Below are 24,240 nucleotides of genomic sequence, written 5' to 3'. Positions count from 1 at the left end.
ATGTATAGATATTGGTTAATTTGTTTAGTTTGTATCAGTGTACCGGTTTTAGGACGGGCAGCAGCCGAGACCAGTCTGGCTGATTTTGCTTCAATTACCAATACAGCGGCCAGTCAATTTGCGGGAACAGCTGTGGCTAACGTTGGTGATCTCAATGCTGATGGTTATCAAGATATGATTGTGTCAGCACCATCGGCCGGAACAAATTCTGAAGGCGCGGTTTATATTATCTATGGGCAAGCCGCGCGGATTGATGAAATTGTTTTTCCTGATCAACCAACGATAACAGGCGAAACTGCCGGTGACAAACTTGGTGAACAACTGGGTGGGTTAGGAGATATCAATGGTGATGGGTTTGATGATTTTGCTGTCGTGTCAAATTATCATGACAGTAGTAATTCTAATCCTGGCACTATTTACATTGTGTATGGACAAATCAGTCATATCACAAATCAATCGGTTAAAAATTTCCCGCGCTTCTATGGAGAAAATTCTAAAGATGGAGCCGGGGCGGCTGTGCAAGGAGTTGGCGATATGGACGGCGACGGTTATGATGATTTTGCCATTGGTGCAACCTGGCGCAGTAGTCGATCCGGTGGAGTCTATCTCGTGTATGGTCAAGCCGCTAGTTTCTCAACCACTGAAGATTTAGGTGATTATACCTTATTGTCAGGTGACAGTTATGACTATACCGGTTCAGCCATTGCGGCCGGTGATGTTACGAATGATGGTGTCAGTGATATAATTGTGACCGCCCATCGCCATGATGGGTCAACTCGAGATGCTGGTTATGTTTATATTGTTCCCGGACAAACGACCCATTATACCAATCAAGCGCTAGATAATTTTAGTAATATTGCCGGACAAACCCGGAACGAAAAGATTGGTGATAGTTTAGCGGTGGGTGATGTGACCGGTGACGGTTATAATGACATTGTGATTGGTGCTCCAGCCAGTGATGCTGATGCCAGTAACGCGGGGCGGGTTTATATTATGTCTGGAGCGAGCAGTTTACCGGAGTCGCAGTCAATCAATTCTGGTATTATTTTAACAACTGCCTTCGCCGATGATGCTTTAGGTACGGCCGTGACTGTGCTAAAGGATTTAAATCATGATGGGATTGACGATCTTTTGTTGGGGGCACCGTCAAATTTAGACAACCAAGCCGGGCGGGCTTTCTTAGTGTTAGGTAGTACTTCGTTAACTAGTCATAATGTTACGGATGATTATCCATTTACTGGTGAAGCCGAGGCAGATCTAGCGGCCGCCAAAGTGGCAGCAGTTGATTTTAATGGAGATGGCGCTTCTGAGATTGTAGTTGCTGCCAGTCAGTATAATAGCGGCAATGGTAAAGTTTATATTGGTTATTGGCCGATTTATACCTGTGAGAATTCTGTCACTTTGGGCGGTATTTTAGCTAATTATCCCACCACCGATTATAAATTGCGTAAGTATGCACGCAATCGACGCTATCGCATTGTGGTTGAAAAAGTTGGCCAACAAGCTTGGGTGGTTAATTGTGCGACAAATACCATTGTCCAAACTTTAACTTTTAATGATCGTGCCCAACGCAAGATATTAGCGCGGGTGTTTGCGGCACGCCATGAATATCTTTTTATCGCTGTCACTAGAACACCTAGTAAAAGAAAGATAAAAGTGTTTTTATATAAACAACAAACCAAGTCTCTGTTAGAGACACAAACTTTTACTAAAAGATGGCGACCGCGTGGGTTTAGAATTAAACTAGGCAAGAAAAATCGTGTTACATTACAAGCTGGTCAAGAAGCCAAACATAAGCTACATTATTTAGTGACACGTAATTTGCAATTAGACCAATTAAACTAATGAAGCACAGTGTAAAATCCCGCGCCGCTGCTTTTTTCCATAATCCTAATTACACCTTAGTGGGATTAATCTTCATTGTGTTGATTTTTGGTTTAATTATGTTGTCGTCGGCCAGTGCGCCAGACGGTTTTGGTAGCCATGGTGATCCATATTATTTTGTAAAACGACAATTACTCTATGGTGTGTTGCTTGGGTTACCGGCGTTGTGGGCTTTTTCACGCTTGGATTATCACATTTGGAAAAAATTGGCCTTTCCATTAATTCTTTTGAATATTGTACTGTTGTTAGCGGTTCTAATTCCGGGTGTGGGTGTTGAATTATTAGGAGCACGGCGCTGGATTGATTTAGGCGGCATTTTATTTCAACCGTCAGAAGTTATTAAGTTAACTTTTTTATTGTACTTAGGTGTTTGGCTAGAAGCAAGAGAAAAAAGCCAAGCGATTCATGATTTTAGCACTGGTTTCATGCCATTTATGGTCATGGTTAGTTTTATGGTATTAATCATTGCCGGCCTGCAAAAAGATCTGGGCACGATGGTAGTCATTGCGGTGATTGCGATTGTGTCATATTACGTGGCCGGGGCGCCCTGGAAACACTTGGGGATTATTTTTGCCGCGGCCGGTGCCACATTTTTTGTTATGGTTAAAGTACTGCCATTATTTATGTCTTCTTTTGTTTATCGCGCCGAACGTTTGTCGGTCTTTCTGCATCCAGATTTAGATCCATTGGGCATTGGTTTTCATATCAATCAGGCCTTATTGGCGATTGGATCAGGTGGAATGTTTGGTTTAGGTTTAGGCCATTCCCGGCAAAAGTTTAATTATTTACCTGAAGTAGCAACTGATTCTATTTTTGCGGTCGTGGCTGAAGAAATGGGTTTTATTATTACAGTCAGTGTGGTGGCTTTGTTTATGGCGATTATGTGGCAGGGCGTGCAGGTGGCCAAACATGCTCCGGACAGTTTTGGAAAAATTGTGGCCACCGGTGTGGTGACTTGGATTTCATTTCAAGCGGTGGTTAACATGATGGCCATGTTGTCTTTATTACCATTAACCGGCATCCCTTTACCATTAATCAGTTATGGCAGTACATCTATGGCCACAATTCTAGCCGCGGTAGGCATTCTAATAAATATTTCCAGACAAACATCTTTACAACGTTAATATGCGCATAATGTTTAGTGGTGGTGGTACCGCCGGATCAGTCACACCGTTACTCGCTGTCGCTGAGCAGTTGCGAAAGCATGAGTTATTTTTTGTCGGCACGTATCAAGGAGTAGAAAGACAATTAGTGACCGACCTGGTTTATCTGCCGTTATTATCTGGAAAATTACGGCGGTATTTTTCTATACGAAATATTATTGATCCGTTTATTATTATATTGGCGTTCTGGCAAAGTTGGTATTACATCATGAGATATAATCCAACTGTCGTTGTTTCGGCCGGTGGGTTTGTGTCTGTACCATTAGTGTGGGCGGCTTGGTGGTGCAATGTTCCAGTGGTGGTGCACCAGCAAGATGTGCGGTTAAGTTTATCTACTAAACTGATGAAACCATTTGCTACAGTATTAACCAAAGCCTTTGCTGAAACACCTTTATCTGTCGAGCCGATTGGTAATCCGGTGCGAGATTTATCTGTTACCACTAATGAAATTAAATTAGATAGTAGTGTACCAACAGTGTTGATTATGGGTGGGGGAACAGGGGCACAGTTTATTAATGATTTAGTGTCTACAGAACTATGTAACCAGGTTAACGTGATTCATATTACCGGTGAAGGTAAAATGATACATACCATTAATCATGCACGTTATCACCCATATACTTTACTAACCAACGAGTTTAATGAGGCCATACATAAAGCTGATTTAGTGGTGTGTCGTGCCGGGTTGGGGACACTCTCTGAATTAGCGGAGTTGGGTAAACCAACTATGATTATCCCAATACCTAATTCACATCAAGAAGATAATGCTAAAATATTTACCAAACATAATGCAGCGGTGGTGTTGGAGCAAACCACACTGACACCGGAAAGGTTTACTCAGGAAATTACCAATCTACTACATGATCAAACTAAACTTGATCAGTTAGGAAAAAATATTATTGCTGTGCTACCAAACGGAGCGAAGCAACGGTTGGTTCAGTTGATTTCTAGATATGGATAACCAACTCACCGTTAATTATCAACTCGAGCGCATGCAAGCCGCTGTCGAACGGTTTGGGCATCCGGAGCGTAAATATAAAGTGATTCATGTCGGTGGGACATCAGGCAAAGGTTCCACCTGTGCCATGATTGCGAGTATTTTACAAGCAGCGGGCTATAATGTGGGATTGTTTACTTCACCGGCCTTGGTGACGGAGACAGAACGCATCACGGTAAATGGTAAACCGATTCGTAAACTAGTACCGCCAGTCGATGTTAATTTAACTGAGTTTGAACAATATACCTTAGCAGCGTTGTCATATTTTGCCGATCGTCAGGTGGATTACGCTGTGATCGAAGTTGGGATCGGTGGAAAATTCGATGCCACCAATATAGTACAACCCACTGTGGCCATAGTGACTGATATTGGTTTGGATCACATGGACATATTAGGTAAGACAAAACAAATCATTGCTCGTGATAAACAAGACATTATTAAACCTGGGTGTATTGGCCTAACTGGTTCAACGTTTATTAAACGTGGCACCTACATTGATTTATCAAAATTCAAACTTAAACAAGCTGATTTAACCGGTAGTGTGTTTGATTATAAACATTTAAAGGATGTGCAGCTTAATTGGGTTGGTCACTATCAAATTCGCAATGCCATTTTAGCCATTGAAGCCGTGCAACGTTTGGGTATCGGTAGTGCCGCCATTCGTTATGGTCTAAAAACCGTGCAGTCACGTGGGCGGTTTGAAGTAGTTAATCGTAAACCATTAATTATTTTAGACGGTGCACATAATCCACAAAAAATGTCGGCGTTTACGCACTCATTAAAACAACTAGTACCATTAAAAGATAAAACCGTTATTTGTTTATGTAGTATTAAATCAACCAAAGATCTAATCAATACATTAAAACCATTATTATCATTAGTTGATGAAATAATTCTCACTACTTTTCCCAATAGTTATTCTTTAACGCAATTAGAAAAAGCCGTAAAAAAATTGGATAAAACTATTAAGATCAAAAAATTAACCGATTCAACCGCTGCGTTTAAATACTTCAAGAAAAAATTAACCAAACAGGATGTTGGTATCGTTACTGGTTCACTCTATTTGATTGGCAAAATACTGCCACTACTATAGAATAGAGGAGGACTATGAAAATCAATCAAGCGAAAAAAATCTATTATATTGGCATCGGTGGAGCCGGCGTATCTGGTTTGGCGCGCATCACCCATCAACTCGGTAAATCCGTGTCTGGTTCCGATGGTGCCGGCGGTGCCGTGATAGATGGTTTAAAGGCCGAAGGAATTACAGTGCTTATTCCTCAATCAGCTGATCATGTGCCGTTAGATGCAGACTTATACATTTATTCTGATGCAGTGCCAACCACTAATCCAGAACGAGCTATAATCATTGAAAAGAAATTGGAACATAAAACTCAAACTTATTTTGCAGCCGTGGGAGATTTAATGTCAGCCTATAATCATCGTGTGACTGTGTCTGGCACACACGGTAAAACCACCACAACGGCTTTACTGACACTAGTTTTAACGGCCGCGGGTTACGATCCCACTGCGATTGTGGGTAGTACAATAAAATCTTTAGGGAGCAATGTGCGCGTGGGTAAAGATCATGGCACGATTGTGGTGGAAGCGTGTGAATATCGGGCGCACATGTTGGAGTTAAGTCCGAATGCCATCATCATTACAAATATTGAAGAAGATCATTTGGATTATTATCGCGATCTCGATCATATTCAAGCCACCTTTCAAAGTTATCTGGATAAACTACCTAGTGACGGTGTGTATGTGCGTAACGCCGATGATTCTGAAAGTAAAGAGTTAGGTTTCGATGGCACAGTAGTATCATTTGGTATCAAAGAGTCAGCCGATTATATGGCTAAAGATATTACCAAATCTGGTCACCAACAAACCTTTTCGGTTGATGGAGCACATTATACCATTCACGTGCCGGGGGATTTTAATATCTACAATGCTCTAGCTGTCATTGCTTATGCTCGACATTTGGGGATTGATGCTAAAACCATTCAAGCTGGGTTAGATCAATTCACCGGTACCTGGCGGCGGTTTGAATTAGTTGGGCAATATCGGGGAGCCGATGTCATTTCAGATTATGCTCATCATCCTACGGCACTGACTAGTACGTTAAAAGCCACTAAAGAGTGGTATCCAAATCGACGCATCGTAATTGTGTTTCAACCCCATCAACATAATCGTACAAAAAGATTATTTAAAGGTTTTGCTGAAGCGTTTGATCTAGCTGATTTGATTATCATGCAAGAAATTTACGATGTGGCCGGGCGTGAAGCCAGTTCTGATCAAGCTGTATCCTCACATGATTTAGTCACCGCCATTGAACAACGCGGCAAAATGGTTTTATATTCGAAAGATAATTTGGCTACGGAACATTTGTTGGCCGAGCATGTTGAAGCGAAAGATGTTGTGTTGATCGTGGGGGCAGGGGATGTTTATGAAGTGGCCGATACCTTATGCAAGACAACGTCAGCTTAGCCGCTTTTACCACTTTAAAAATTGGTGGTTCGGCCAAGTTTTTTGTGCGGGTAAAAAATACGGCTGAATTATTATCAGCCTTAAAGGAAGCCGAAACTAAACAGTGGCCGGTGTTTGTGTTAGGTGGGGGAAGTAATGTATTAGTGCATGATCATGGTTTTGCCGGGTTAGTGATTAAAGTAGATATTGGTGGAATTTCTGTCAATGATAATTATGTTAAAGCCGGAGCCGGATTACCACTTAGTGCGGTGATTCGTACCGCCGTTGGTCAGGGTTTAGCCGGTTTGGAATTTGCCACAGGTGTGCCCGCCTCAGTCGGTGGAGCCGTGTGGGCGAATCTTGGTTGTCGCGGCTCAGATATTTCTCAAGTATTAAAAACCTGTACGGTCACAGATTATGAAGGGAGAATAGCTACTTACACTAAAGCTGACTGTGCTTTTCAATATCGCGATAGTATTTTTAAACATCAACCCTTAGTGGTGCTCGATGCTACTTTCCAGTTACAACCGGGTGACCCGATGGCGTTACGTAAAACCATGATTGGTTTAGCTAATCAGAAAAAGCTGGAGCAAAATGTGGGCGAGGATACGGCTGGCTGTACTTTCCGCAATCCACCTGGCGATAAAACCGCCGCTCAGTTAATTGATGAGTTGGGTTTAAAAGGTTACAAAATCGGCGATGCCATGGTATCTAACACCCACGCCAATTTTATATTAAATGTTGGTCATGCCACCGCTGATCAAGTGGTGCAGCTGATTTCATATATTAAACAACAAGTCCGCGATAAAACCGGCGTGCAGTTAATGGAGGAGATTGAATATATTGGGTTCTAGTGTTATACTACCCCCACTATGAATATCCAACTATCCGGCAAAAACATTGAGCTGACCGAGGCTCTCAAGCAATATGTCGATACCAAAATCGGTGGTTTAGCGAAATTTAATGAGTCTATCACTGAAATTCGCGTCACCCTTGAGGATGTGCGCGAGCAACATAAGGAAGAGTTTAAAGCCACGGCTCAATTTCATGTTGGGCATGAGGTGCTTTTTACTGAGGAAGTCGCGGCTACGATGTATGCGGCGATTGATATTGTGAAGGATGAAATGGAACGACAATTACGTGACTTAAAAAATAAATTAGAAACAAAACATCGTCGAGCTAATGCTGAAAGTCGCGACCGCAAGTCGGCGGTGTAACGGAGTATGAATTTTCTCGATAAATGGTTTGGCGACGAAAGTAAAAAAATCGTCAAAGGCATTCAGCCCATCATTGATCAAGTCGATCAGTTGGAGGCGGCTTATCAAGCCATGTCTGATGCTGAGTTGCAAAGTCAAACTGGAAAACTTAAAGAGCGTTTAACCAAAGGTGAAACATTAGATAATATTTTGCCTGATGCTTTTGCAGTTGTGCGTGAAGCCGCCAAACGGGTGTTGGGGCAACGTCATTATACGGTGCAGTTAATTGGGGCAGTGGTGTTGCATCGCGGTATGATTGCCGAAATGAAAACCGGTGAAGGTAAAACTTTAACGGCTACAGCGGCAGTGTATTTGAATGCCTTATCTGGCCAAGGCGTGCACGTGGTTACAGTGAATGATTATTTAGCCAAACGAGATGCCGATTGGATGGGGCAACTGTATCACTGGTTAGGTTTATCGGTCAGTTGCATTCAACACCAAATGGTGTCATTTAAATTTGATCCAACTACTGAAGAAAATGAAGTAGATAAAACTGCGTCTTTTAAAGTAGACATGTCGAATTTAAAACCAGTCTCACGCCGTGAGGCTTATCAAGTGGATATTGTTTATGGTACCAACAATGAGTTTGGCTTTGATTATCTGCGGGACAACATGGTGACAAGTAACGAGCGCAAAACGCAACGTGGTTTAGCTTATGCTATCGTCGATGAAGTGGATAGTATTTTAATTGATGAAGCCCGCACACCATTGATTATTTCCGGTGAAGCCGAAGCCGCGACCGATCAATATTTCCGGTTTGCGCAATTAGTCGAAAAATTAGTGGAAAATGAAGATTATAATGTCGATGAAAAAATGCGTGTCACTACACTGACCGCTGGTGGCATTGCTAAGATGGAAGATTGGTTAGGAGTTGGGAATATTTATGAAAGTGGTGGTGTGACGACAGTGCATCATATTGAACAAGCCTTAAAAGCCTTTGCTTTATTTAAGCGCGATCGTGATTATGTAGTAAAAGAGAATGAAGTGATTATTGTCGATGAATTCACCGGCCGTTTAATGCCCGGCCGACGCTACAGTGAAGGTTTACATCAAGCCATAGAAGCCAAAGAACGCATTGAAATCAAACGTGAATCGCGTACATTGGCCACCATTACTTTCCAGAATTTATTTCGGTTGTATACTAAATTATCTGGTATGACCGGTACCGCTGAAACTGAGAAAGAAGAATTCTATAAAATTTATAAACTCGATGTGGTGGTGATTCCCACCAACATGCCACTAGTGCGGAAAGATTCACCCGATGCCATTTTTCGTAATGAGAAAGGAAAGATGGCTGCCGTGGTGGAAAAAGTGCGCCAATATCATGAGGCTGGTAATCCAGTATTAATTGGTACTATCTCGATTGAAAAAAATGAATTACTGTCTAAACTACTTTTTAATGCCGGTGTACCACACCAAGTCTTAAATGCGAAACAGCATGAACGTGAAGCTGAGATTATTGCTCAAGCCGGTAAGAAGGGGGCAGTGACCTTGGCTACCAACATGGCTGGCCGCGGTGTGGATATTATTTTAGGTGGTAATCCGCAAGATGCCGCCGAAGCGGAAGCGGTGCGCGCGGTCGGTGGGTTAGTGGTAGTCGGTACGGAACGGCATGAAGCGCGTCGGATTGACAATCAATTGCGTGGTCGGTCTGGCCGGCAAGGGGATCCGGGTATTTCCCAGTTTTTTGTCTCCATGGAAGATGACCTAATGAGAATTTTTGCCACCGATCGAGTGAAAGGTTTGATGAATAGTTTAAACTGGCCGGAGGATATGCCGATTGAAAATCGCATTGTATCGCGCTCGATTGAAACGGCTCAGAAAAAAGTGGAAGGACACAACTTTGATATCCGCGAACATTTGGTGAAATATGATGATGTCATGAATCGGCATCGTGAGGTAATTTATCGCAAGCGCAATGAAATCTTAGCGGTGCAACCGAATGAAGTGAATAAGTTAATCATGGAGTTAGTTGAAAACGAAATTGAGTATGTCGTGTCTTTTCATACCAATCAGGAAAAAGATAAACAGTGGGATATTCAGGAAATATATGAAACCGTCAATTCTATTTTTCCAGTAGCCGCTGAACAACGAAAAAAGTTAGAAGACATTAAAGCCCAAGGTGGTGATAAGTTACACGATGTTGAAGCCAGAACCCATATTGTGGAATATCTCATGAATTTAGCCCGTGAGCGTTATGCTAAAATGATTGAAGATGTCGCCGATACTAACTTAGTATATCAAATCGAACGAGGCTTCTATTTGCGCGCCATTGATACTTTATGGATTGAGCATCTCGATCAAATGTCCTATTTGCGTGAAGGAATTGGCTTGCGTGGTTATGGCCAAAAAGATCCGTTGGTAGAATATAAAAATGAGGCTTACGGCATGTTCACTGAATTGATTGCTAACATTCAAAAACAAGTGGTGTATAGTATCTACAAAATGGCCGATGTGAAAAAACTAGCTCCCGAGCCCGCCCAAAAACAACCCCAAAAACTCATGGGTGGTGACGAAAATGTCGAACCCGCCAAAGTTGGCCGCAATGATCCTTGCCCGTGTGGCAGTGGGAAGAAGTATAAGAAGTGCCACGGTCAATAGTTTTTTTGCTATACTACTCAACATGGCGTATGTGATCCCAATTGTACTTGGCGCAGTAGGGATGTTTATTCTCTATAAAGGTTCAACTCTGTTCTTGGATCATAGTTCCGCGTTAGCGCGTTACTGGCGAGTCCCATTGATTATTATTGGTTTAACCATTGTAGCCCTGGGAACGTCCTTACCAGAATTAGTCGTTGGTATTATTGCGGGCCTCGAGCAGAAAAACGATATTGTACTTGGTAATGTTTTGGGTAGTAACGTGGCGAATATTGGGATCGTGCTGGGGCTAAGCATACTGATTTATCCCATCAATCTAGGTTTAGCTAAAAAGTCACGGTTAGAATTATTTGGTTTGCTCTGTTCCATAGGGTTGCTTTATCTTATGGTGATTGATGGCTATTTGAGTCGCGTTGATGGGGTGATATTGGTGGCATGTGGAGTAGGGTTTACTTGGATAGCCGTACGTTACCACAGCCAAAATAATGGCATTGAACGAGACGATATAGCAACCAACATAGCCATTCGGCAGCGGAAAGATTTAGTAGTATCAGTAGCAGCATTGCTGGCCGGCTTAGCCTTGTTATTTGTTGGTGCACGGATGGTTGTGACCAATGCCATTGTGTTGGCACGATTATTTCAGTTGAGCGAATTATTTATTGGCATTACCATTGTGGCAGTTGGTACATCGTTACCAGAAATTGTCACCGGCATTACTGCTTCACTACGAAAGTCAAATGATTTAGTGATTGGCAATGTGGTCGGTAGTAATATTCTCAATATTTTGATTGTCTTAGGTGTTACTATCTGTATAGCGCCGATTACGGTTGCTGCTAGCTTCTGGAAGTTTGACTTGCCATTGGTTTTACTACTAACACTTTTACTAGCTGGATTAATGTATAGGGGACAACGTCTGAGCAAAGGGTTTGGGGTAATGTTTTTGAGTGCCTACGGGCTCTATGTTCTAATTGCGTTTTTGGTGGAGCAAGGTATACTAAATTCCTTCCCATTAAGATAGCACTTCAAACGTTGCCATGGCCAATAGGTTACAAAGGGAGGGCCTTGTTAATTAAAGTAAGGGTTTGTTATACTACTAAAATAGGATTATTAAATAATATTTTATGGTTCCATTGAAAGTGTTTATTATCAGCATCATCTCTACCAGTTTGGTCATTGGCAGTACCTTATTGCCCAATGTTGTCTCAGCCGATGGTAACGCCTGCAGTGGCGTAGTCATTGATAATAATACGGGCGACTGGGCAGATGTTGAGTCACTGACTACCGATGGATCAGATCTCACTGGAATTAGTTACTATTATAGTGACACTGGTTGGTCTACTACGGAATCTAGTGGAGATCGTTATACTACCAACATCGACCTGATGAGTGATTTAGAAAATATAAAAGTCTGTAATACGGCCACACAATTGCAACTCTATATTGACTCTTTCCACCCCTTATTATCGGTATATGATCTAGTGGAAGAAAAATACTATGAATTCGGTGACCAAGATGGCCCAGGTGACAATGTTGGTTTACCCGCTGACCTGGATATGTGGTTAGTGTTTAAGATGCAGAAAGGTGATTCTGGTTCCATTCTGTACTATGCGGTTTACCTCCACGCCTTGCGTGATAGTATCGGCATGGAAAATGGTCCTGAGGTCACGGCTATTTATGAAGAATCCACAACTGAAGATTTTGCTACAGCCGCATTTAATCCAGATGAAGATAGTTTGTTAGTTGTCATTGATCCAGAAATCGGTGACACCTCTAAGGGTGGGGAGTCGGGCAAAAACGTGGATAGCGCTGGTGGTTTTGAAACGGATTTGAATTTAACCAATGCCGATGGTACTGGATTATTGAATCTGAAAAATATTGATTATGGTGATATGCTGAATTTTGCTGTGCAAACCTATGCTGGAGGTGATTTTACTACTAGTGCATTAATGGCGGCCGATGCTGCTCAAGATTCAACTGACCAGTTGAGTTATAAAATCAAAAAGGTTGGTGTACAAAATGTGGCTGTACCGAAAGCTAATCGTACAGACAGTAGTGCGCGGGTTACTTGGGATACACTTACCGATGTGCAGAAATACACGATACAACTTCGGTCAACTTCTGGAAAAGTGCTCGATACGATCAAAACGACTGCTGCTAAGCATACCTTGTCTGAACTACTATCCAATCATCATTACCAAGTCAGGGTGCGTGCGAAAATTGGCGGCGTCTTAACACCTTGGTCAGATTCGGTTAGTTTTAAAACCGATCAATAAATGCGCTCAGTTTGGCGCCACCGGTAAAGGCACAGTCAATAAGATAATAAATTTTCCATTAAGATAACACTTCAAGAAGTGTCATGGGCAGTAAAATGTTAATCAGGCTTGCGCGATTTATGCGCGGATCTTGCGCGATTAGATTTTTTGTAGTATTATTACAATGCCGTATGTTTCATCCAAAATATCAATTGACTGATAAAATTGTTCACCTGTTAACTGCTATTTCCGAAGGTAAAGCAGTAATTGAACGTGCGCGAATTTTGCCGCAACAAGAACTAAAGCTCCGTCGGCAAGCTTTAATTAGAATGACTCATAGTTCAACGGCTATAGAGGGCAACATTTTAAATGTTCGAGAAGTTGAAGCATTGGCGAACAAACAAAAGATTACTGCCCCGGTGCGAGATATTTATGAAGTAGAAAATTATCTCAAAGCACTCAAATATATTGACCAAGTTGTTAAAGAAAAAAAGGTCATAACTAAACAGGTTATTTTAAAGATTCATCGTTTAGTGACAACCAATACATTGCCAGTTGGATCATCTGGTAAATATAGAAAACACATGGTGTATGTTGTACGTAGATATGCTGACGGTAGACAGGAGATCATGTACACAGCTGCCGCGGTAAATGCTGTACCAAAGTTAATGGATAATTTAATCGAATGGATGCAGTATAGTATCAAAGAGCAAATTAATCCGGTTATCGTAGCAGGCATTGTCCATCAAGAAATTGCTGCGATTCATCCTTTTGCCGATGGCAATGGTCGAACGGCTCGCGCCCTAGCCACTTTAGTGCTCTATCAGCGTGGTTATGATTTCCGTCACTTATTTGCGTTGGAAGATTATTATAACAATGATCGGCCAGCTTATTATGCCGCCATTAATATTGGCAAGGATTATGATACTCGTCGCCAAGATTTTACCCCTTGGTTGGAATATTTTATAAATGGCTTTAAAGAAGAAATCGATCTGGTGAGACGTAAAATATTCAGTTTGCCAGTCAAGCTGAAGGATTTAAATATCGACACGCAAATATTTTTGGATAAAGATCAAGTTACTATTTTAGATTTTCTTGGTTCGCTTGGTAGACTGACCATCAGTGATGTGGTGGATATTTTACATTGTCCAAAACGAACCGCTCAATTACATCTACAAAAGTTGAAGAAAATTAAAATGATTGCAGCGCACGGCAAAGGCAAAGCGACGTATTATCGTTTGAAGAAATAATTTATATATTAACAAGAATAATATGGAAAAATCACCCTTTAAAGTACAGCCCAAAAATATAGAAGGTATGAAACCTACCTTAAAGGAAGAATCAGAACAACCCATGACAGATGAGGAAATTAAAAGTGAAATTGCCTTTTGTGCGGCAAGAAAACGGGAGCAGCTTGATAACTTCGAAAAATATAGCGGTAAATATAAAGAGGGTGAAATGGTTCCAGAACTTGGCGAGTGGCTTAGTAGTGATACTTCAGTGTGGGATAATAAAATTAGTGCTTTGAAAGCCCACCTAATACAAGAATAGTTATAGAAACGTAGCACCTTAATTTTCACGTTTATATTCTGCTGTCAGTTTACTGTTCTTTGTAGCGTAATAATAAAGTGGGATCAGAAACAATAGTATCAGGCCGGCCAAGAGCCAGGTGAGTGAAATGGAATATTGTCGGGCTAAATAACCAAATAAAATTAAGCCAGCGCCGGCACATAATTTGCTTATTAAGGAATCAAACGATAATAACGTCGCGCGTTCATTTGCTGGAATGTGTTTATTTAAAAAACTTTTATGGAGTGGCGTTAGTAAACCACGGCCAATCTCATAAATGAAGAAGCCACTTAGCAATGTCGATACTACGGAGGTTGAGGCAATGATAATAATTGGTAAAGCTAATATCAAAGTTGTGATCACAAACAACCAGTGCTGAGACATCGTGAATTTGGTAAAGCGTTGTGCTAAATAAGCTCCCAACATTAGACTAAGAGAGACTCCGATCCAAACATAACTTAATAACCAAACTTGATGATTAGTCATTTCCATTACGCGGGGCGACCAATACATGTTCAATGGTTGAAATGCAAAATTAGCTACCCCGGTCGCCAGTAACAACCAAATGACCACCGGATTAAAGGCATGTCTAATACTTTTTACACCGGTTAGCCAGTGAAATTGGCGGCGTTTAGTGTGATTAATTGTTTCCATCATTCCCCAGTAGGTGAATAACAATACTAATAAACCAAAGATAGCTCCAAAACCAAATGGTAAACCTAATGAAATATTTCCCAACTGCGCACCAATTACACCACCCAGCAGTAAAGCTAAACCACTAGCGATACCACCATGTGAAAAAACTAAATCAGTTTTACTGGTATAACCCTGGTGTTGTATTTGATCAATTACCCAAGCATCGAGAGCACCAGATAAGCAGGCTACAGCAAAAGCAATCCAAAGTTCGGCGAACATAAACCAACCGATTGATGAAGAGAAATAATATATTCCAAAGCCGATGGGTAAACACGCAAAACTGAGGAGCACGGATATTTTGCGGCCAGCGTAATCGGCCAACGCACCAGTTGGAATTTCAAAAATTACACTACCCAACATAAAAACCGTGTTGACTAAATTGACCTGAAATAAATCTAAGCCGTTACGGAGTAGGTATAGTGAATAAATAGTGGCGGTTAGACCAACTAAGAAATCAAAAGAAAATACTAATACGTAATAGATTGCTCGGGTATCTTTAGTTAGCAAAGCCTGAAAAAAGGTGAGTCTTGTTGTTAACATTGTGTCGTATTATATCACAAAAACAAACTCCATATTGTGGTCTATCTGTGCAATTTCAGTTTGACAATCGTCTATGAATCGTCTATAATGCGTCTATAAATAAATAGATACATCAGACAATTATGTTTGAACCCAAGTACACTATTACCAATCAATTACTGGCTAATATTAAGAAAATTAGCCAGATAGTGGAAATTTTGAATAACCGGCGTTTTCCGCAAGTAGTTTTATTTGAACTGGAACGAATTGCACGTGAAGTGTCAGCTCATGCTTCAACTAGTATCGAGGGGAATCCCTTACCATTAACAGATGTGAAACAACTTCTCAAACAAGCTCCGGCGCATATTCGTGATACCCAACGAGAAGTGTTGAATTATAATCAGGCTTTAATGATGTTAAATGATCAACTAAAAACTGGCAGACATATACTTGATGAATCTTTAATATTAAAAATTCATCGTCAAGTAACAACAGGAGTCATGTTGGAATCATCCTCAGGAGTGATAAGAACTGCGCCAGTGTTTGTACGTGATCCAAGCATTGGTCAAACAGTTTATTGGCCACCAGATCAGCAGGATGTGCCAAATTTACTCGGAGATTTAATAGAGTTTATTGCTACTCAACAAGGCACGATTGATGCTTTAATCTTATCCGGAATTTTTCACAAACAATTTGTTTTAATTCATCCGTTTATTGATGGCAATGGTCGAACCGTGCGTTTGGCTACCAAAGTATTGTTAGCTGGATTAGGTTTAAATACTTTTCAATTATTTAGTTTTGAGCGTTATTATAATAATAATGTGACAAAGTATTTTTCTCTGGTGGGAGAGAGAGGTAGTTATTATGATTTGAAAGTTGATTTTACGGTGTGGCTAGAATATTTTACGGACGGAATCATTGATGAACTAATACGAGTGAAGACTGAGCTAGATAACACCAGCCAAGCCCCCGCTTCAGGTTTAAAAGAGTATCACCATATTATCATGAACTATATTCGAGCCCATGGCTCGATCAATGATGCGTTTTATGCCACATTGGTAAAACGCGCCAAATCAACTCGCGCCGCCGATTTGCGTTATCTCGTTGATCAAAAAATGATTACAGCACACGGTAAAGGCAAGGCAACGTATTACAAATTAAAACAGAACTGATAATTTAATGCTATGACTATAAAATACTGTCTACCCATAATTAAGAGCACTCAAGCAGAAGTGTTAGCAACTATTCAGGCTAATCTGTCTGACTATACCTACTTCGAAGTGTGGTTGGATTACATCACTGATTTGGATGATTCATTTGTTCCACAACTGATTAAACAATTGGGTAAAAAACTTATTCTGGTGTTGCGCAGACAAAAGCTCGCTCGAGTACGTTTGGATGCCGATCAACATTTAAGAATTATCCAACAAGTGCGTAACACACCGGCTTGGTTGGATTTAGATATTTCCGATCAAACTGACGAGTTAGAGCTTATCAAAAACCACCATTGGTCTGTTCAACAAATTGTGTCTTATCATAATTATCACAATACACCGCATCTGGAAAAATTATGGGAAATAATTGATGTCATGCACCGGTATGCACCCAAGATTTATAAAATCTCAACCCTGTGTTTACATAAAAAAAATGCCCTGACCTTACTGCAATTATTACTGGAACTAAAAGCTAAAAAGTTTCCGGTTATTGTTCTCGGTATGGGCGAATGGGGGACAGTGACCAGAATCTATGGATCACTGTGGGGCAATGAGATGATATTTGCCCCGTTAACTAAAGCCGAGCAATCCGCCCCCGGGCAATTAACCAAAGCTCAACTGCAAACCATGTTCACACAACTAAGTTGATCTTTCCCCTTTTTTCGATTACAATACAACCTATTACTATTTACTAACCCCTATGGATCAACCAACAAAACCAGTCTCACTACTTGCCAAAAACAATTATTTATTAATCCAGTATTTTACGGCGGTGATTATTCTGGCCATGTCGATTGGAGTATTTAGTTTAATTATGATGGCCGTGGTTAGTACCCGAGAAGATATTACCGCCAGTAATTATGACGCTGTCAGTGCGGTTTATAATGGATCACTCACACAAACTTCGCCTAGTTTAGCAGGGGTTGATTCGGCTGAACCTTTGTATGACAAGGAGCAACTTAATGCCGAAAAAGTGAAACGCTTTGTTGAGAATACTTCTCTCACTAGTACTTCCGGTCAAGTAGATATCACCGCGGATTATGTGAAAAAAGGTTTAACCTACCAACCCACTTACCGCACAAAATTTAGTGCTGATTATGTATTAAGTAATACCTTAGCTGAAACGGCGGCCGTGTCGTTTAGATTTCCTTTCCCCAGCGAAGCGAGTGATAATGAAATTAGTAATGCCACCTTATCGGTTGATGGTAAACCAGTCTCAAATGCCAAGACTACTATTAAACTGGAAAATAATACCGACACGTACGACTATTATTATCCCAGCGTCACGGAAAATCTTGGTTTAGAATGGAATGGTGAGATTCCGGCTAATGGTAATGTGACAGTTCATGTGACCTATAACACAGTTGGTTTAGCCGTGTTTACTTATGAAGGGATTGATAATCCCAAAGGGTCGCAGGATTTTCATTTTATCGGACGCATCAACGGTATTCGGTCTTACGATGTCGCCAAAGGTTTATCGGTTGATCAGAGAGAGTTTGGTGCGAACTATGTGCAACTCACTTGGGATAAGCCTGACCTTTATTCCAAACCAACTATTTCTATAGCGATCGGGGATAAGGTTAACCCATCACTGCAAGTATCGCGCGTTTATGTGGTGATGGCGCCGATCTTTGTAGTCTTTATTATCATCTTATTATTTTTAGTTTATCAGTTTGGTAGCAAACCATTATCGTTAATCGATTTGTTTTTACTATCAATTCTATATACTTTATTTTTCCCACTATTCCATTATTTATCGAGCTTTACGATTGATCCAACCATTGAAGTGTTTGCCAACATTACAAATGTCCCATATTTTTCGATGCCACTGTATGGCGCCTTTGTCAGTGCGTGGGTATTAATAAGTGCACTCATGTTGTATTTAGTTGGGCGCGTGGCTGGTGGTAAATTCTCCATAAAATTCCTCTTGCCCATGTTGGTATTGTTCATGGGTTTCTTCCCCTTAGTGGTTACCATTCCGGAATACTCAATTTTGTTAGCCTTAGTCGGAGTAGTGGCCTTAATGGTGATTGTGATTCAAAGTCGGTTAAAGTTATCAACTAATCAATAATTAAGCAGTCACTAAACAAAAATGTATGAGTAAATATTTGCGCAATAATCGGTCTGGTCTAAGTACCACCATGATGATCGTCTTAGGTTTTGGCGGAGCTGTGGCGTTGGTTTTCTTGGTTGGAGTGATCGTCTATTTTGTCAGCTAGTTGACGAAGGTCATTTTTTTTGCTATACTTTGTTTATAGTGATTTTGAGTTAGTTCAAAAATAAAAAACGGTAGTTAAAACACAAGCAAAATATGACAGAATTAAAGCCTGATTTTTGGAGGCACCGTAATAATGAACGCGGTTCTATTCCTGAACAAACTCGTAGTGGTACGATAGATGTGAATATTCCAGGGAGCGATCAACCGGTCAAGTTTGCCGTGGTAATGACAAAAGATGTCGGTACCGGTTCGATGTCTGTCGATATTACACCTACATACGGAGCAGTTGTCGAAAATGAGGCTTTGCAAGGTTTTAAAGATCTGAAATTTAGTGGTTCTTCACTAGCAGAAGTTATAGCTGAATTAACTAAGTCTCAATACACAGTGGTTGAGGGTAGTTTAAATATGAATTGATTATGAAGACACACTACATAATAGTGAGTTTATTTTGCCTTCTGATTGGAACAACTGTCGCCACCAATGTTCAGGCGGCCACATATTTGCGAGCACCGGAAGTACGGGTGTTTTCGAATAGTAATGGACAGTACAACCAAACTACTCATTTTTTTGCTTACGATCAAGCCTTTACGGGCGGCGGTACAATAGCGATCGCTGATCTAGGAACAGATGGCATACCAGAAATAATTACGGCGGCCGGTTTAGGAGGCGGGCCGCAAGTTAGAACCTTTCGATTAGATGGTTCATTTATTAATCAGTTCTACGCGTACGATACCAACATGCTAGCAGGGGTGAATGTAGCCGCTGGTGATGTGGATGGAGATGGTCGAACCGAAATTATCACTGGGCCAAAAGTTGGTGGTGGTCCACATATTCGCGTGTTCGATGGCAGTGGTCGGGTGGATCAAACAGTAGGCTTCTTCGCCTTCGATCAATCTTACAATGGCGGAGTCAATGTCGCCGTGGGAGATGTTGATGCCGACGGTAAAGCTGACATCGTAGTGGGCAGTGGAGAAAAAATGGCACCAACCGTGCGTGTTTTCTCAGCGACCGGTAAACAAAAAACATATGAGTTTCATCCGTTTGCCAATGACAACCAGGGTGGTGTCAGTGTCGCTGTTGGTAATGTCGATAACGATCCAGCCGCCGAAGTGATCACTACTATTCAACAAGATGGCGATGCTTGGGTTAAAATTTATAACTACGATGCCCAACAAACTATCGTTAACGAATTTAAAGTTTTCGGTGAAGGGTTTAGAGGTGGCGTGAATGTCGCGGCCAGTGACATTGATAATGATGGTAAAGTTGAAATAGTGGTAGGTGTACATGGTAAGGGCGGTCCACAAGTAAAAATGTATGAGGCCAATGGTAAAGATATCAATCCTGGTTTCTTTGCCTATGAAGAAGATTTTCACAGTGGCGTGAATATAGCAGTCTACCAAGATCGCATCGTCACCTTGCCTGGTAAACTAAAACCAGATGGTCGCACTGATGTGGCTAAATATGTGCGCGTAGATTTAAGTGAACAAAGAATGTATGCATACGAACAGGGTTATTTGGTGAATAGTTTTTTAATCTCGTCCGGTGTCCCGGGTATGGGCACACCGCCAGGGGAGTATCATATTCTAAGAAAAATCTATAGTAAGTTATATTCTGGTCCTGGTTTTTATCTACCAAATACCTTATATAATCTTGAGTTTAGACCTCATTATTATTTACACGGTGCCTACTGGCATAATAATTTTGGTCATCCTATGAGCCATGGTTGTGTGAACATTTCTTATACCAATGCCGAGTGGCTCTATGGTTGGATGAATGTGGGCGACCTTGCGGTTATTGAACAATAAGACTGAACCTGCTACACTAGCGCCATGCATAAATATGGTCTAGTAATAACACTTAGTTTGTGTTTTCCAGTGCTGACCTTGGCCTACGATAGTATGGCACCCGAGGTACGAGTATTTGATAAATCTTTTAATCAAACTACTAGTTTTAACGCCCTCAATGGTAGTTTTGATGGTGGTCTTGATGTAGCAGTGGGTGATGTGGATGGCGATGGAGTTGATGAAATTGTGGTTGGAGCCGGCCGGGACGGTGGCCCAATGGTGCAAGTGTTTGAAGGTGACGGTACGTTAGTATCACAGTGGTTTGCTTACGATCAGTCTTTACGCACTGGTGTAAAAGTTGCCACCGGTGATTTGAACCACGATGGTAAAGCGGAGATTATCACCGGAGTTGGTGCTGGCGGTGGGCCACAGGTGCGGGTGTTTGATGCTGCGGGCAAAAGTGTATTTGGCCCAGGTTTTTTTGCGTTTGCTTCTAATTTTCGCGGTGGCTGTGATGTTACCGTGGGTGATTATAACGGCGATGGCATTTCTGAAATAGCGGTCGCGGCCGGCCCAGGGGGTGCTGCGGATGTGCGCGTGTTTTCGCGTAAAGGTCGTTTTTTGGGGACTGAGTTTCATCCTTTTGCCAGTGACAATGTTGGTGGTGTCGCTATAACAACCGCCAATGTGGATGGTGGTAAAGATGATGAACTGGTCATGTCAATTTATTCAGCCGGTGAAGATTGGGTGAAAGTTTATAAAAATAACGGTGACATATTAGGGAACTGGAAAGCTTTTTCCGGATTATATAGTGGTACTAATGTAGCCGCGGGTGACATTGATCATGATGGTATGGCTGAAGTAGCGGTTACGCCTCGGCAAAGTGGTGGCCCACAAGTTATTTTTTTTGAAGGGTATGGAGCGAACACCAGTAAAAGTTTTTTTGCTTACCCAGCAGATTTTCGCGGTGGCTTAAACCTGGCACTGGGTGATGTGACTGGCGATGGTAAGATTGACGTCGTAACCGTCCCGGGCAAGAATCGCGCCCAAGGCCGAGCGGATTTAATTCGCTATATTGAAACTGATATATCCGAACAAAAAACGCGCGTCTACGAATATGGTGAATTAGTCCGAGAGTTTTATGTTTCCACCGGGATTGATAAATATCCCACACCGCTTGGTCAATTTGCTGTGCAAGAAAAAATATTCATGAAAGATTATACCTGGAATTATGGTACAAACAATCCTGATAACTATGATTTAAAGAACGTCAAATGGAACCTACGTTTTTCTGGACCATTTCACCTACACTATGCCTACTGGCATCACAACTTTGGTCACAAAATGAGTCATGGTTGTATTAACATTGATGCGACCAATGCCGAATGGTTGTATAATTGGGGTCAAGTGGGCGATGTTGTAATAAATGTTCCATAAGTTATGATTTGGTTTTTAACTTTATTATTTCCACTAATGGCTCAAGCTGTGTCTCTACCGCAGCCATCAGATGTGGTATTGTTGCATGATGGCCAATCCGATGAACAACAAACGCGATATAATTATGTTTTTACTTTAGCCAATGATGCTACGATTTACACTTGTCAGGGTAATCGGTGTAGTTTAACGCCATTTCGTGAGCAAGCCTCAGTTGATGCCACATTTTATCAATTGCCGGAAGGTTATCCGCGGGTGGCTAATCTGACCGATCAAACTATCCTACAAAGTTATCAACAAGCTGCCGTCGCTCAATATTCAGTGACAGGTTTAGCCACAGCGCTGGAAGCGGGTGATAAAAATCGCAGTTATCATACTATCAATATTAAAGCTGATGGGAGTTATACTAGTGATGCTGTTACGCAAGAACGGAATAAACCGATTGTACTGGATGACACTAATGCCGTAAAATACTGGCCGTGGGTGGTAGGAGGAGTGATTGGTGTGCTACTTATTTTATCAGCCGGTTATTATATCTATCGTAAACGCTTATGACAGTGCGTCGGAAACTTTGGTGCTTGTTTGGTGGTATTATGGCTTTGGCGGTGGTGGCCGCGGTAGTGGATTACCCGAATGGTCCGGATATCACCTGGCAAGGCAAAATGGTGCGTGAATTAAAAGTGCAGTTAGGTCTTGATTTACAAGGTGGTACGGCTTTAGTATATGAAGCCGATTTGTCTCGCGTCGCAGCCGGTGAAGAAGCCGATGCTTTAGCTGGTTTACGTGATGTGATTGAACGGCGCGTTAATGCTTTTGGTGTATCTGAGCCAGTGGTACAAAGTAGCCGGTCGGGCGAACACTGGCGGGTGTTGGTGGAATTACCCGGTATCACCGACATCAATGCCGCCATAAAACAAATTGGTGAAACGCCATCGTTACAATTTAAAACTGAGTCCACTGATCAAACGCTCAGCGCTGATCAAAAAAATTTCTTAGATGGCCTTAATGTCCAAACACAAACCCAAGCGCAAGGCACATTGGATAAAGCCAAAGCGGGGGAAGATTTTGCTACGTTAGCGCCTGATAATTATACGGCTTTAGGTTATGTCTCTCGTGTGCAAATTGATCCAGCCTTAGCCGATACTGCGTTTTCAGCAAACAGTGGGGCTGTGATACCGAATTTGATCGATAAAAGTGATGCCTATGTAATATTAAAAGTGGAAGATAAACAAACCGGTGTGCTAGATGTTTTAAATGGTATCAGTACAACAGCTCCGGAAGGTGCCGCCACCATCGAAGCTGTGAAAATAAGTACTATTGAATATAAAAAGTATCCCTTAGATATTAGTGTGTTTGGTCCACAGTATGATGATACTGAATTAACCGGTAAACAATTAAAAAAAGCGTCAGTCCAATTTGACCAAACCACATCAGTGCCACTGGTAGCTTTGCAGTTTAACGATGAAGGTTCAAAATTATTTGAAAAAATTACCGGAGATAATGTTGGTAAAACGATTGCGATTTATTTAGATGGTAGCGCTATCAGTACGCCAGTGGTGAACGAAGCGATTAGTGGTGGTCAAGCTACCATTGAAGGAAATTTCACATTAGATGAAGCTAAAACCTTAGCCCGCCGTTTAAATGAAGGGGCTCTACCAGTACCAATTACATTAGTTAATCAGCGCAACATTGGCCCTAGTTTGGGTATAGAGGCCTTAGAGCGTAGTGTTTTAGCTGGCCTATTAGCTATGATCTGTTTGGCAGTATTTATGGTTGGTTATTACCGGTATCCAGGTATACTGGCAATCTGTGCTTTGACGGTGTATGGTTTAGTGCTCTTAGCCATATTTAAACTTTGGCCGATTACTTTAACGCTTTCAGGTATTGCCGGGTTTATTTTGTCATTAGGTATGGCGGTTGATGCCAATATTTTAATCTTTGAAAGAATGAAAGAAGAATTAAAACGCGGTAAAGATAAACAAAGTGCCATTGACGATGGTTTTAAACGGGCTTGGTTATCAATTCGCGATTCTAATGTCTCATCATTAATTACTTGTGTGATTCTAATTTGGTTTGGTACCTCAGTGATTAAAGGTTTTGCTGTCACCTTAGCCATTGGTATTGTTTTGAGTATGTTTACCGCTATCACGGTGACGCGGACATTATTAAAAGTGTTATCTTCTAAAAAATAAT

General features: G+C 41.4%; 22 protein-coding genes. 21 read left to right on the top strand and 1 reads right to left on the bottom strand.

Annotation, left to right across the window (positions count from 1 at the left end):
• The 12 genes from WCV88_03205 to WCV88_03150 all read left to right on the top strand — a co-directional run bounded on the left by WCV88_03205 (nucleotide 1) and on the right by WCV88_03150 (nucleotide 14,164).
• Nucleotides 1-1,845: a hypothetical protein gene (locus tag WCV88_03205; protein MFA6475191.1), complete on the top strand. Its 1,845-nt coding sequence runs from the start codon at nucleotides 1-3 to the stop codon at nucleotides 1,843-1,845.
• Nucleotides 1,845-3,008, top strand: coding sequence for a putative lipid II flippase FtsW (gene ftsW / locus WCV88_03200; GenBank protein ID MFA6475190.1), 1,164 nt, complete (start codon nucleotides 1,845-1,847; stop codon nucleotides 3,006-3,008). Before WCV88_03205 ends, ftsW begins: the two co-directional genes overlap by 1 nt.
• A gap of 1 nt (nucleotide 3,009) precedes the next feature.
• A complete protein-coding gene (locus WCV88_03195) occupies nucleotides 3,010-4,008 on the top strand; it encodes a UDP-N-acetylglucosamine--N-acetylmuramyl-(pentapeptide) pyrophosphoryl-undecaprenol N-acetylglucosamine transferase (GenBank protein ID MFA6475189.1) in 999 nt (332 codons plus the stop codon).
• Complete coding sequence (locus WCV88_03190; GenBank protein ID MFA6475188.1) at nucleotides 4,001-5,137, top strand: folylpolyglutamate synthase/dihydrofolate synthase family protein; 1,137 nt, start codon at nucleotides 4,001-4,003, stop codon at nucleotides 5,135-5,137. The genes WCV88_03195 and WCV88_03190 overlap by 8 nt, the downstream gene beginning before the upstream one ends.
• Before the next feature lie 14 nt (nucleotides 5,138-5,151).
• Nucleotides 5,152-6,528 (top strand): UDP-N-acetylmuramate--L-alanine ligase, encoded by a 1,377-nt coding sequence (murC, locus tag WCV88_03185; GenBank protein ID MFA6475187.1) that lies wholly within the window; start codon nucleotides 5,152-5,154, stop codon nucleotides 6,526-6,528.
• Nucleotides 6,507-7,361, top strand: a complete 855-nt coding sequence (gene murB / locus WCV88_03180; GenBank protein ID MFA6475186.1) for a UDP-N-acetylmuramate dehydrogenase — start codon at nucleotides 6,507-6,509, stop codon at nucleotides 7,359-7,361. The genes murC and murB overlap by 22 nt, the downstream gene beginning before the upstream one ends.
• An 18-nt stretch (nucleotides 7,362-7,379) precedes the next feature.
• Nucleotides 7,380-7,724, top strand: a complete 345-nt coding sequence (raiA, locus tag WCV88_03175; protein ID MFA6475185.1) for a ribosome-associated translation inhibitor RaiA — start codon at nucleotides 7,380-7,382, stop codon at nucleotides 7,722-7,724.
• Nucleotides 7,725-7,730: 6 nt separating this feature from the next.
• Nucleotides 7,731-10,364: a preprotein translocase subunit SecA gene (secA, locus tag WCV88_03170; protein ID MFA6475184.1), complete on the top strand. Its 2,634-nt coding sequence runs from the start codon at nucleotides 7,731-7,733 to the stop codon at nucleotides 10,362-10,364.
• A 22-nt stretch (nucleotides 10,365-10,386) separates the two neighbouring features.
• Nucleotides 10,387-11,379, top strand: a complete 993-nt coding sequence (locus tag WCV88_03165) for a calcium/sodium antiporter (protein MFA6475183.1) — start codon at nucleotides 10,387-10,389, stop codon at nucleotides 11,377-11,379.
• A gap of 103 nt (nucleotides 11,380-11,482) precedes the next feature.
• Nucleotides 11,483-12,634: a fibronectin type III domain-containing protein gene (locus tag WCV88_03160; protein ID MFA6475182.1), complete on the top strand. Its 1,152-nt coding sequence runs from the start codon at nucleotides 11,483-11,485 to the stop codon at nucleotides 12,632-12,634.
• A 170-nt stretch (nucleotides 12,635-12,804) separates the two neighbouring features.
• Complete coding sequence (locus WCV88_03155; protein MFA6475181.1) at nucleotides 12,805-13,863, top strand: Fic family protein; 1,059 nt, start codon at nucleotides 12,805-12,807, stop codon at nucleotides 13,861-13,863.
• A gap of 22 nt (nucleotides 13,864-13,885) precedes the next feature.
• Complete coding sequence (locus WCV88_03150) at nucleotides 13,886-14,164, top strand: hypothetical protein (GenBank protein MFA6475180.1); 279 nt, start codon at nucleotides 13,886-13,888, stop codon at nucleotides 14,162-14,164.
• Between the two features lie 18 nt (nucleotides 14,165-14,182).
• On the opposite strand, the gene WCV88_03145 is transcribed toward WCV88_03150, so the two are convergent.
• Complete coding sequence (locus WCV88_03145; protein MFA6475179.1) at nucleotides 14,183-15,418, bottom strand: MFS transporter; 1,236 nt, start codon at nucleotides 15,416-15,418, stop codon at nucleotides 14,183-14,185.
• Between the two features lie 122 nt (nucleotides 15,419-15,540).
• Here WCV88_03145 and WCV88_03140 point away from each other — a divergent pair, with 122 nt between their 5' ends.
• From WCV88_03140 to secD, 9 genes are all read left to right on the top strand, one after another.
• A complete protein-coding gene (locus tag WCV88_03140) occupies nucleotides 15,541-16,569 on the top strand; it encodes a Fic family protein (protein MFA6475178.1) in 1,029 nt (342 codons plus the stop codon).
• A 12-nt stretch (nucleotides 16,570-16,581) separates the two neighbouring features.
• The gene (locus WCV88_03135) at nucleotides 16,582-17,259 is read left to right on the top strand and encodes a type I 3-dehydroquinate dehydratase (protein MFA6475177.1); all 678 of its coding nucleotides are present in this window, start codon (nucleotides 16,582-16,584) and stop codon (nucleotides 17,257-17,259) included.
• 52 nt (nucleotides 17,260-17,311) lie between these two features.
• Nucleotides 17,312-18,682: a hypothetical protein gene (locus WCV88_03130; protein ID MFA6475176.1), complete on the top strand. Its 1,371-nt coding sequence runs from the start codon at nucleotides 17,312-17,314 to the stop codon at nucleotides 18,680-18,682.
• Between the two features lie 25 nt (nucleotides 18,683-18,707).
• Nucleotides 18,708-18,830, top strand: coding sequence for a hypothetical protein (locus tag WCV88_03125; GenBank protein ID MFA6475175.1), 123 nt, complete (start codon nucleotides 18,708-18,710; stop codon nucleotides 18,828-18,830).
• 92 nt (nucleotides 18,831-18,922) lie between these two features.
• Entirely contained in the window at nucleotides 18,923-19,243 is a 321-nt protein-coding gene (locus tag WCV88_03120; protein MFA6475174.1) for a hypothetical protein, read from the top strand.
• A gap of 2 nt (nucleotides 19,244-19,245) precedes the next feature.
• Nucleotides 19,246-20,634, top strand: coding sequence for a L,D-transpeptidase family protein (locus WCV88_03115; protein ID MFA6475173.1), 1,389 nt, complete (start codon nucleotides 19,246-19,248; stop codon nucleotides 20,632-20,634).
• Nucleotides 20,635-20,658: 24 nt separating this feature from the next.
• Complete coding sequence (locus WCV88_03110) at nucleotides 20,659-22,050, top strand: L,D-transpeptidase family protein (protein ID MFA6475172.1); 1,392 nt, start codon at nucleotides 20,659-20,661, stop codon at nucleotides 22,048-22,050.
• A gap of 3 nt (nucleotides 22,051-22,053) precedes the next feature.
• On the top strand, nucleotides 22,054-22,602 hold the full coding sequence (locus WCV88_03105; protein ID MFA6475171.1) for a hypothetical protein: 549 nt from the start codon (nucleotides 22,054-22,056) through the stop codon (nucleotides 22,600-22,602).
• Nucleotides 22,599-24,239: a protein translocase subunit SecD gene (secD, locus tag WCV88_03100; GenBank protein MFA6475170.1), complete on the top strand. Its 1,641-nt coding sequence runs from the start codon at nucleotides 22,599-22,601 to the stop codon at nucleotides 24,237-24,239. Before WCV88_03105 ends, secD begins: the two co-directional genes overlap by 4 nt.
• Nucleotide 24,240 lies beyond the last annotated feature (1 nt).

The organism is Patescibacteria group bacterium (genome assembly GCA_041665365.1).
Lineage (GTDB): Bacteria > Patescibacteriota > Patescibacteriia > UBA9570 > UBA9570 > UBA9570.
The sequence above is the reverse complement of the archived record's forward strand: the minus strand, read 5'-3'. Positions and strand labels throughout refer to the sequence as shown.

Coding starts and splice junctions, on each gene's coding strand:
- WCV88_03205 (MFA6475191.1), top strand. CDS start 1: ATGTATAGATATTGGTTAATTTGTTTAGTTTGTATCAGTGTACCGGTT.
- ftsW (MFA6475190.1), top strand. CDS start 1,845: ATGAAGCACAGTGTAAAATCCCGCGCCGCTGCTTTTTTCCATAATCCT.
- WCV88_03195 (MFA6475189.1), top strand. CDS start 3,010: ATGCGCATAATGTTTAGTGGTGGTGGTACCGCCGGATCAGTCACACCG.
- WCV88_03190 (MFA6475188.1), top strand. CDS start 4,001: ATGGATAACCAACTCACCGTTAATTATCAACTCGAGCGCATGCAAGCC.
- murC (MFA6475187.1), top strand. CDS start 5,152: ATGAAAATCAATCAAGCGAAAAAAATCTATTATATTGGCATCGGTGGA.
- murB (MFA6475186.1), top strand. CDS start 6,507: ATGCAAGACAACGTCAGCTTAGCCGCTTTTACCACTTTAAAAATTGGT.
- raiA (MFA6475185.1), top strand. CDS start 7,380: ATGAATATCCAACTATCCGGCAAAAACATTGAGCTGACCGAGGCTCTC.
- secA (MFA6475184.1), top strand. CDS start 7,731: ATGAATTTTCTCGATAAATGGTTTGGCGACGAAAGTAAAAAAATCGTC.
- WCV88_03165 (MFA6475183.1), top strand. CDS start 10,387: ATGGCGTATGTGATCCCAATTGTACTTGGCGCAGTAGGGATGTTTATT.
- WCV88_03160 (MFA6475182.1), top strand. CDS start 11,483: ATGGTTCCATTGAAAGTGTTTATTATCAGCATCATCTCTACCAGTTTG.
- WCV88_03155 (MFA6475181.1), top strand. CDS start 12,805: ATGTTTCATCCAAAATATCAATTGACTGATAAAATTGTTCACCTGTTA.
- WCV88_03150 (MFA6475180.1), top strand. CDS start 13,886: ATGGAAAAATCACCCTTTAAAGTACAGCCCAAAAATATAGAAGGTATG.
- WCV88_03145 (MFA6475179.1), bottom strand. CDS start 15,418: ATGTTAACAACAAGACTCACCTTTTTTCAGGCTTTGCTAACTAAAGAT.
- WCV88_03140 (MFA6475178.1), top strand. CDS start 15,541: ATGTTTGAACCCAAGTACACTATTACCAATCAATTACTGGCTAATATT.
- WCV88_03135 (MFA6475177.1), top strand. CDS start 16,582: ATGACTATAAAATACTGTCTACCCATAATTAAGAGCACTCAAGCAGAA.
- WCV88_03130 (MFA6475176.1), top strand. CDS start 17,312: ATGGATCAACCAACAAAACCAGTCTCACTACTTGCCAAAAACAATTAT.
- WCV88_03125 (MFA6475175.1), top strand. CDS start 18,708: ATGAGTAAATATTTGCGCAATAATCGGTCTGGTCTAAGTACCACCATG.
- WCV88_03120 (MFA6475174.1), top strand. CDS start 18,923: ATGACAGAATTAAAGCCTGATTTTTGGAGGCACCGTAATAATGAACGC.
- WCV88_03115 (MFA6475173.1), top strand. CDS start 19,246: ATGAAGACACACTACATAATAGTGAGTTTATTTTGCCTTCTGATTGGA.
- WCV88_03110 (MFA6475172.1), top strand. CDS start 20,659: ATGCATAAATATGGTCTAGTAATAACACTTAGTTTGTGTTTTCCAGTG.
- WCV88_03105 (MFA6475171.1), top strand. CDS start 22,054: ATGATTTGGTTTTTAACTTTATTATTTCCACTAATGGCTCAAGCTGTG.
- secD (MFA6475170.1), top strand. CDS start 22,599: ATGACAGTGCGTCGGAAACTTTGGTGCTTGTTTGGTGGTATTATGGCT.